General features: G+C 71.6%; 9 protein-coding genes. 3 read left to right on the top strand and 6 right to left on the bottom strand.

Annotation, left to right across the window (positions count from 1 at the left end; translation table 11 throughout):
• The 3 genes from IH50_RS0114495 to IH50_RS0114485 form a co-directional block, all read right to left on the bottom strand.
• On the bottom strand, positions 1 to 334 hold a 334-nt coding region (locus tag IH50_RS0114495), incomplete at its 3' end, for a hypothetical protein (RefSeq protein ID WP_030861189.1).
• A gap of 61 nt (positions 335 to 395) precedes the next feature.
• Positions 396 to 1,139 (bottom strand): LuxR C-terminal-related transcriptional regulator, encoded by a 744-nt coding sequence (locus IH50_RS0114490; protein ID WP_030861188.1) that lies wholly within the window; start codon positions 1,137 to 1,139, stop codon positions 396 to 398.
• A complete protein-coding gene (locus tag IH50_RS0114485) occupies positions 1,136 to 2,428 on the bottom strand; it encodes an ATP-binding protein (RefSeq protein WP_030861186.1) in 1,293 nt (430 codons plus the stop codon). The genes IH50_RS0114490 and IH50_RS0114485 overlap by 4 nt, the downstream gene beginning before the upstream one ends.
• A gap of 179 nt (positions 2,429 to 2,607) precedes the next feature.
• Here IH50_RS0114485 and IH50_RS0114480 point away from each other — a divergent pair, with 179 nt between their 5' ends.
• Positions 2,608 to 3,969 (top strand): PspC domain-containing protein, encoded by a 1,362-nt coding sequence (locus IH50_RS0114480; protein ID WP_030861184.1) that lies wholly within the window; start codon positions 2,608 to 2,610, stop codon positions 3,967 to 3,969.
• Positions 3,956 to 4,165: a hypothetical protein gene (locus tag IH50_RS0114475; protein WP_030861182.1), complete on the top strand. Its 210-nt coding sequence runs from the start codon at positions 3,956 to 3,958 to the stop codon at positions 4,163 to 4,165. Before IH50_RS0114480 ends, IH50_RS0114475 begins: the two co-directional genes overlap by 14 nt.
• Before the next feature lie 11 nt (positions 4,166 to 4,176).
• Here IH50_RS0114475 and IH50_RS0114470 read toward each other — a convergent pair whose 3' ends face one another.
• Together IH50_RS0114470 and IH50_RS0114465 are read right to left on the bottom strand one after the other, a co-directional pair.
• Complete coding sequence (locus IH50_RS0114470; RefSeq protein WP_199822084.1) at positions 4,177 to 4,707, bottom strand: DoxX family protein; 531 nt, start codon at positions 4,705 to 4,707, stop codon at positions 4,177 to 4,179.
• Between the two features lie 329 nt (positions 4,708 to 5,036).
• On the bottom strand, positions 5,037 to 6,317 hold the full coding sequence (locus tag IH50_RS0114465; protein WP_030861178.1) for a hypothetical protein: 1,281 nt from the start codon (positions 6,315 to 6,317) through the stop codon (positions 5,037 to 5,039).
• A gap of 302 nt (positions 6,318 to 6,619) precedes the next feature.
• Between IH50_RS0114465 and IH50_RS0114460 the strand changes: the two genes are divergently transcribed.
• Positions 6,620 to 7,099 carry a pyridoxamine 5'-phosphate oxidase family protein gene (locus tag IH50_RS0114460; protein ID WP_030861176.1) on the top strand — a complete coding sequence of 160 codons (480 nt, stop codon included), beginning with the start codon at positions 6,620 to 6,622 and terminating at the stop codon, positions 7,097 to 7,099.
• 13 nt (positions 7,100 to 7,112) lie between these two features.
• Here IH50_RS0114460 and guaA read toward each other — a convergent pair whose 3' ends face one another.
• Positions 7,113 to 8,693 (bottom strand): glutamine-hydrolyzing GMP synthase, encoded by a 1,581-nt coding sequence (guaA, locus tag IH50_RS0114455; protein WP_030861174.1) that lies wholly within the window; start codon positions 8,691 to 8,693, stop codon positions 7,113 to 7,115.
• Positions 8,694 to 8,876 lie beyond the last annotated feature (183 nt).

The raw sequence follows: 8,876 nt of genomic DNA, 5'->3' as shown, positions 1-8,876 counted from the left end.
CGGCTTCAAGAGCCCGATCGACTACGAACGCGAGTACCGAGCCACCCTCGCCGAGGGACTGGCCGCATAGATCGTCTCCACGCTGCGAGGGGATTGACAACCCGTAGGAGTCCAGGACCGTGCCGCGCATCTTCTTCAACGCCGTGATGACGTTGGACTTCCCCGAGGCGTTGGCGCCGAAGACCCCGACGACCGGGTAGACCGCCAACTGCTTGCCGTCGGACAGCCGGACGGTACGCGCCGCGTCGGACTCCTCACCGGGCGGAACGACGAAGGACAGCTCCTGCTCATCACGCAGTGACCGTACGTTCGCCGTACGGAAACGCAGCAGCATGCGGCCCTCCTCCCATCGGCCACAGCGTATCGATGTGATCGTAGGCGTGCCTACCGGACGGTCAGACCAGCCGCCGTGCCGTCGCCCAGCGGGTCAGTTCGTGGCGGTTGGAGAGCTGGAGTTTGCGCAGGACCGCCGAGACGTGGGACTCGACCGTCTTCACCGAGATGAAGAGCTGCTTGGCGATCTCCTTGTAGGCGTACCCGCGGGCGATCAGCCGCAGGACCTCCCGCTCGCGCTGGGTGAGGCGGTCGAGGTCCTCGTCGACCGGCGGGGCGTCGGTCGAGGCGAAGGCGTCCAGGACGAAGCCGGCCAGGCGGGGGGAGAAGACGGCGTCCCCCTCCTGGACCCGGAAGATCGAGTCGACCAGGTCGGTCCCGGTGATCGTCTTGGTCACGTAGCCGCGCGCACCGCCGCGGATCACCCCGATCACGTCCTCCGCCGCGTCCGACACGGACAGGGCGAGGAAGCGGACCGGCTGCTCGGCATCACTCATCAACGGGGCGCAGCGGCGCAGCACCTCGACGCCGCCGCCACCGGGCAGGTGCACGTCGAGCAGGACCACCTCGGGCCGGGTCGCGGTGATGACCGTGACCGCCTGGTCGACGTCGGCGGCCTCGCCGACCACCTCGACACCCGTCTGCGCGGTCTGCCCTATCTCCGCCTGGACGCCCGTGCGGAACATGCGGTGGTCGTCGACGAGGACCACCCGCACATGACGCCCGGCGCTGCCGCCGGCCGACTCCGCGGACGCGGCGCCCTGTGCCGGTCCCGTCGTTCCGTTCGCCTCGGTCGGCTCGCTCATGACGTCTTCCCCGCCCTCTCCATCTCCAACTCGACCTCCGTGCCGCCGTCCGGCACCGCGCGCAGTCGCGCCGTGCCTCCGTTGCGCTCCATGCGGCCGATGATCGATTCTCTGACGCCCATGCGGTCGGCGGGTATCGAGTCCAGGTCGAAGCCGGGGCCGCGGTCCCTGACGGACACGAAGACCTTCTTCCCCTCGACTTCGGCGTAGACCTGCACCGCGCCTCCCTCGCCACCGTACTTGGCGGCGTTGACCATCGCTTCGCGCGCGGCCTGCATTTGTGCGCCGATTCTCTCGTCGAGCGGGCAGTCGCCGACGACCACCACCTCGAGGGGGACGCCGTGCTTGTCCTCCACCTCGGCGGCGTTGCGCTTCACCGCCTCGGCGAGGGTGGCGGGTTCGTCGTCCTCGTCCTTGCCGGTGCCCTCCGGCTTGTAGAGCCAGGCGCGCAGGTCGCGCTCCTGGGCCCGGGCCAGACGGCGCACCTCGCCCGCGTTGTCCGCGTTGCGCTGGATCAGGGTGAGGGTGTGCAGCACCGAGTCGTGGACGTGGGCGGCGACCTCCGCGCGTTCCTGCGCGCGGATGCGCATCAGGCGCTCCTCGGAGAGGTCCTGGGTCATGCGTACGAGGTAGGGGCCGGCGAGGAGGGTGACGCCGACGAGGACCGCGAGGGCCGCCTGGAGCACCGAGCCGAGGTGGCTGCCGGAGCCCCGCAGGACGAAGATGCCCGAGGCGCCCGCCGTCACCAGGAGCACTCCGGCCCCGGCCCGCAGCAGCGTGACCGTGCGCCGGCGGCGGCCGACCTCCATCCAGCGGGCCCGACGGGCGTTGTCCGCCTGCCGCCAGACCAGGGCGACGCCCGCGCCGACCAGCACGGTCGGCCAGAGGTAGGCCCTGGTCCCGTTGGTCAGGTCCACATTGCCCACGAAGATCATGGCCACCACGACCATGAGGAGCAGGGCGACGATCTGCCCCTTGTCCGGTTTCCGGGTGACGAGTCTGCGCCGGCCGTCCGGCGAGGTCTCCGTCGTCACCAGCGAGGGCGGCTTCTGCGCGTCCACACCGCCGACGCCCAGCGGTACGAAGAACCAGAACGCGGCGTACAGCAGCGCGCCGAGCCCGTCAGCCATGAACAGGCCGACGAAGACGAGACGTACCCAGATCACGGGCAGCCCGAGGTGTCCGGCGAGCCCCCGCGCCACACCACCGAGCCAGCGTCCGTCACTGCTGCGGTAGAGCTTGCGCGGCGGCCGCGGCTCGACTACGGGCGCTGCTGCGGCTTCCGACATGCCATTGATGGTCACACGCCCGGAGTGGCGGAGCATCAGGGTCGGCCCCGGAGACTCCCCTGATCTCCGCGGGCCGGGCCCGTCGAACGCTCCCCCGGTCCCCCTCGGGGACCGATATCAGGGTCCGGCCAGGGTCGTACCGACTGCCGCCGCGGCGGCTCGCCCGTCACCATGGACCCATGACCGATCACCAGCACGCCACGACGGGTCCGGGACCCGTCTCGGGCCCGGGAGGAGCGACCGCGGCGCCACCGGAGCCGGCCGACGAGAGCGGGCCCTTCCGGCGCGACCGCCGGCACCAGCTGCTCGGCGGGGTGTGCGCGGGGCTCGGCCGGCAGTGCGACATGGACCCGGTGATCTTCCGGATCACGCTTGCGGTCCTGTCCGCCACCGGCGGCATCGGCCTCATCTTCTACGGCTTCGCCTGGCTCTTCGTCCCGTACGAGGACGAGGAGGAGAACGAGATCCGCCGGCTGCTGACCGGCCGGGTCAGCGGCCACACCCTGACGGCCGTGCTGTTCGCGCTGGTCGGCTGCGGCGTCTTCCTCACCATGCTGAGCAACGACGGGGTGCTGAGCTTCGCCGTCATACTGTCCCTGCTGCTCGCCGGCGCCGGGTACTGGTCACGGCGGCGCGGCGCGCCCAGCCCCGACCACATCGCCGCCCAGGCCGCGGCCGACGCCCCGCCGGAGCCCCAGGCCCCGCCGGCCCCCTCCGCCTTCCCGTCGTGGTGGCGTGACCCCATCGTCAAGGACGGCACCCACGTCGGAGGCACGGGCTATCTGTGGGGCCCCCCGGACGCCCGCGACCGGGACATCGACGCCGCCGTCACCATCGGCCTCGGCACTCCCGCCGGCGCCCGCGAGAAGGCGTACGCACCGCCCCACCGGCCGTCGCACCCACGCGGTCCCCGGGGCGGAATCGGCGGCCGGACATTCCTGCTCGCCCTGGTCGCGTGCGGCCTCGGCAGCGGGCTGACCTGGGAGTCGCATCCCCTGGGCACCAGTCTGCAGACCGGCCTCGCCTGCGCACTCGCCGTCATCGGCCTCGGCATCGCGGTCAGCGCGTTCATCGGCCGCACCGGGGCCGGGTCGATCGTCCTGGCCGTCCTCACGGCGGGCCTGCTCGCCGGCTCGGCCGCCCTGCCCAAGGACATCGGCACCGACTGGAAGCAGACGACCTGGGAGCCCACCTCGGTCGCGCAACTGCGCCCGACCTACGACCTGGGCGCCGGCGAGGGCGAACTGGACCTGTCCGCGATACGTATCCCCGACGACCGCACCGTCTCGACGCGGGCGGACGTCGGGCTGGGCCGCATCCACGTGATCGTGCCCAGGGACGTGACGGTGCGGCTGAGCATCGACGTGGGGGTGGGCGACATTCAGTTGCCGGGCGACAAGCAGAAGGACGTGGACGTGGCACCGGGCAAACACAAGGAGGTCACCCTGAAGCCGCCGGCCGGCGCCGGGGAGGCGGGCACGCTCGACCTCGAGCTCCAGGTCGGCGCGGGGCAGGCGGAGGTGAGCCGTGCCGCATCATGAGTTCCGGCCGGGCAGGCTGATCGCCGGTCTCTTCCTCATCCTCGCCGCGGTGATCTACGCGGGGGACGCGGGCGGCCTCTGGGACACCCCGTGGTTCGCGGTGATCCCCGTGGTCACCGGCGGGCTCTGCCTGGCCGGCGCGGTGGGCACGGTGACCGGCCTGGTCCGCCGTCGGCGGGGCCGGGCGGCGCCCTGAGCGCTCCTGCGTCACCTGTACTCGCCCGTCCGCTGCCGTCGTCGTGCGCGAAAAGCGGCGTCCACGGACAGCAGCGGAGCGCCCGCCAGCACCAGCGGGGTCCAGGCCATCAGATACGGGAGGTCATTGCCGTAGTAGTACGGATCGGCGGCCCAGCTCACGGTCAGCCACAGGCTGAGGGAGATCAACGCTCCGCCGAGGGCGGCGACGCGGGTGAGCAGGCCGAGCAGGGCGCCGATGCCGACGGCCAGCTCTCCGAGGGCGATGGCGTAACCGAAGGCGACCGGGCTCTCCAGCGCCATGTCGACCAGGGCGGGGACGGCGGAGGAGTCGCGGACGCCGCGCATCATGTCGCCGATCGAGCCGGCGCCGGAGTCCTTCATGAACGCGCTGTCCGTGAGTTTGTCGAGGCCGGCGTAGAGGAAGGTGATTCCGAGGAAGAGGCGCAGGGGGACGAGGGCGTAGCGGGTGGCGGTGTCCCGCCAGTCCCCGTCGCCGCCGGAGTGTGGGGAGTGCGTGTCCGTACGCATAACGTGAGTCATCACTGTCCGCCGCCTCTCACTGCCGTGCCGGCACTTTTTGACAGACCATACGTACGACACATGAGGGCGGCTCAACCCTGGGGGCGGGGTTTTCCTTCGGAGTGCGGTGCTTGGGGGTGCCGCGCGCTGGTGCGGGCCGGGGGCGTTCGCGCAGCCCGGCGCTTGCGAGGTGCCTCCCCCAGAGGGGGTACCCCCAGCCCACCCTCCCCCACTCTCGACTCCGCTCGAGCGGGGGGACCCCATCGCCCTGGGGGTACCTCCCAGGCCCTTAAGGCACTGGGGGAGGCACGACTGCCCGCGGAACGGGGAACGCGGGAACGCGTGTTCGCCTAGTCCGTCACGTCGATCGCGTAGCGGTTGGTTTCCACGCCCGCTGCCGTGATGACCTGGACCTCCACCCGTCCCGGCTCGACCTCTACCGGGACCGGGACGGTCAGCAGGGTGTCCGTGGGGTTGTCGAAGCCGCCCGTCACCGGGACCAGCGGTACATGAACGTTCACCGGTCCGACCCGGACCACCATCCGGGACAGCCGGTCCGCCCCCTGGGCGCCCACCGGCACGAACCCGGCCCCCCGGATCTCGATGTCGTCCCCGGTCCGGATCGGCGCGTCCAGATCACCGACCTCGCGGGCCCGCACCACCGAAAGGATCACCGGACGGCCGCCCTCCGCGTACTTCCCCGCGAGATACGTCGCCGCCGACACCAGCACCACTACCGCGAGCCCCCACGGCAGGTCCGGCAGCTGGTCCGGCCGCCGGGCCAGCCGCACCGCCGCGAACACCAGGGCGACGCCGCTGATCACGACGTACTGGATGTCGGCGAAGCTCCCCCGCCCCGAGTCGTCGGTCAGCAGGTCCGCCGCCCTGGGCCGGTAGGCGCGCACCTTCTGCAGCCGCTGTCCCAGCACCCGCAGTCCGACCACCCGCCGCACCAGCACGGCGATCCCGCACACCACGGCCAGCACGGTCACCACACCGGCACCGCGGGCGAGTTCCAGCCCGTCGATCAGCGCGTCCCGCTCCCTGTTCCCGGAGGCGGCCGCGAGCCGCCCCGCCAGAACGAGCACCGTGAACGCCAGGAACAGCACCCAGCACGCGGCCACCGCACGGGACGTGGAGAGCCGGTTGTCCTCCCCGATCACCGGTGCCAGCGCACCCCCGCGTGCCCGGTGGAACCACGACGCGGCGGTCAGCGCCCCGGCCATCACCAGCGCGGCCAGCAGCCCGGCGGTGCGCGCGGTGGTCCACCCCGCGCCGATCGCCGTGAGCGCCTGCCCCAGGAGCAGCAGCACGACGCCCGCCCACACCACACCCGCGGTCCGCCGCCACAGCCGCACCAGCCACGCCGCGCCCTCGGCCCGCCCCCGTTCGGCGACGATCTCCGCGGCCTGCGTCAGTTCCTCCGACACCCACTGCCGGGAGGCGGAGGCGGAGTGGGCCACCGCGGCCGGCACCCCGTGTCCGGCCGCGAACTCGTCCCGCTTCAGCAGGAACGCGGCGACCGCCCGCCGATGCCCCTCACGCACGCCGTGCGGACAGTCCCCGCAGGTGCAGCCCCCCTCATGAGCGCCCATGTCGGGACCGCCCCGCCTCGCCTCCTGCACCGCCACGCCCGAAGCCCGCCTTCCCCACCATCGAAGCCGTCGAAGCCGTCACACAACCACGACACAAGTCCCCTGCGACGAAAGCGAATTGTGCCCTACCCCGCCCCCTTCCCATCCGGCGGGACCGGTCAGGACGAGTGAACTTCAGGACGCCGGGTTGACATGCCGTCCCATTCGACAGCCCCGCCCGGCTCGGCAGCTCCGTCCAGCCCATCCGTTCCGTGGCACCGGACACCCGGTGACACCAGGCACCCGGCAGCCCCGGATACCCGACACAAGATGTCCGGTATCTCCGTCACACTCGGCCCATGCACACGAACTGGGCGGCCTTCGACGCCGCCGAACCCGAGTTCGCGAAGACCGTGGAGGAGCGCTTCGCCGCCTACACCCACCACGTCCTCGCGACCCTGCGCAAGGACGGCTCACCGCGTACCACCGGTCTGGAGGTCCGCTTCCTGAACGGGGAGCTGTGGTTCGGCATGATGCCGGACTCGCTCAAGGCGCTCGATCTGCGCCGCGATCCGCGCTTCGCGCTCCAGGCGAACCCGGGCGACGGCACGGGCATGGGCGGCGGCGACGTCCGTATCGGCGGACGGGCGGTCGAGATCGCCGACGACGACACGGAGACCCGGCGCCGGTACGCCGAAGAGGTGGAACCGCCGGAGCCGTTCCACCTCTTCCGCACCGAGCTGACGGAGGTCGTGAGGACCTACGTGGAGGACGAGAAGTACCTCGTCGTCCAGGTCTGGAAGCCCGGAGAGCCGGTGCGCACCCTCAAACGGACCTGAGGACCCGGAAAGGTCACTCCCACTCGATGGTGCCCGGCGGCTTGGAGGTCACGTCGAGGACGACGCGGTTGACGTCCCGCACCTCGTTGGTGATCCGGGTCGAGATCTTCGCGAGGACGTCGTACGGCAGCCGGGACCAGTCGGCGGTCATGGCGTCCTCGCTGGAGACGGGGCGCAGCACGATCGGGTGACCGTAGGTGCGGCCGTCGCCCTGGACGCCCACCGAGCGCACGTCCGCGAGCAGGACGACCGGGCACTGCCAGATGTCCCGGTCGAGTCCGGCCGCGGTCAGCTCCTCGCGGGCGATGGCGTCGGCCTCGCGGAGCAGGTCGAGCCGCTCCTTGGTGACCTCGCCGACGATGCGGATGCCGAGCCCCGGGCCGGGGAACGGCTGGCGCTGGACGATCTCCTCGGGCAGGCCGAGCTCCTGGCCGACCATCCGGACCTCGTCCTTGAACAGCTTGCGCAGCGGCTCGATCAGCTTGAACTCGAGGTCCTCGGGCAGGCCGCCCACGTTGTGGTGGGACTTGATGTTGGCGGTGCCGGTGCCGCCGCCGGACTCGACGACGTCCGGGTAGAGGGTGCCCTGGACCAGGAACTCCACCGCCGGGCCCTCGTCCGCGATGATCTCGGCCTGGGCCTGCTCGAAGACCCGGATGAACTCCCGGCCGATGATCTTCCGCTTCTCCTCGGGGTCGGAGACGCCCTTCAGAGCCGTGAGGAACCGCTCCTGCGCGTCCACGACCTTGAGCTGGACGCCGGTCGCGGCGACGAAGTCCTTCTCGACCTGCTCGGTCTCGCCCTTGCGCATCAGGCCGTGGTCGACGTACACGCAGGTCAGCTGGGAGCCGATGGCCTTCTGGACGAGCGCCGCGGCGACCGCGGAGTCCACGCCGCCGGACAGGCCGCAGATGGCGCGCTTGTCGCCGACCAGCTCGCGGATGGCGTCGACCTGCTCGTCGATGACGTTGCCGGTGGTCCAGTCCGGGGTGAGGCCCGCGCCCCGGTACAGGAAGTGCTCCAGCACCTGCTGCCCGTGCGTGGAGTGCATCACCTCGGGGTGGTACTGGACGCCGTAGAGCTTCTTGTCGTCGTTCTCGAACGCGGCGACCGGGACGATGTCCGTCGAGGCGGTGACGGTGAAGCCCTCGGGGGCGGCGGAGCAGGCGTCGCCGTGCGACATCCAGACGTCCTGCTCGTCCGGGGTGCCCTCGAAGAGGGTGGAGGAGTTCTTGGCGACGTGCAGGTCGGTGCGGCCGTACTCGCGGGCGCCGGTGTTGTCCACCTGGCCGCCCAGGCTCTGGGCCATGAGCTGGAAGCCGTAGCACATGCCGAAGACGGGAACGCCGGCCTCGAAGATCTCGCGGTCGAGACTCGGGGCGCCCTCCTCGTACACGGACGAGGGGCCGCCGGACAGGATGATCGCCGCGGGGTTCTTGGCGAGGATCTCCTCGACCGGCATGGTGCTCGGCACGATCTCGCTGTAGACCCGCGCCTCGCGGACGCGACGGGCGATGAGCTGGGCGTACTGCGCGCCGAAGTCGACGACCAGGACGGTGTCGGGCGCGTTGGCAGCGGGAGACGCTGATGACACGAGGTGCCTTCCGGCGGTGGGGCGGGGGTCTTGTGCCTCCCAATTCTACCGAGACGGCGGCGGGCCCGGTCCCGCCGCCGGAACCGGGCCCCGTCTCACCATGCGGCCCGTGTTGGACGGCTGCGGCCGGCCGGGCATACTTGCCCCATGCTCACGCACCCGACCTTCCTCTTTACCTATGGC

The organism is Streptomyces sp. NRRL S-37, assembly GCF_000721605.1.
Taxonomy (GTDB): Bacteria; Actinomycetota; Actinomycetes; order Streptomycetales; family Streptomycetaceae; genus Streptomyces.
This window is presented reverse-complemented; position numbering and strand designations above follow the sequence as displayed.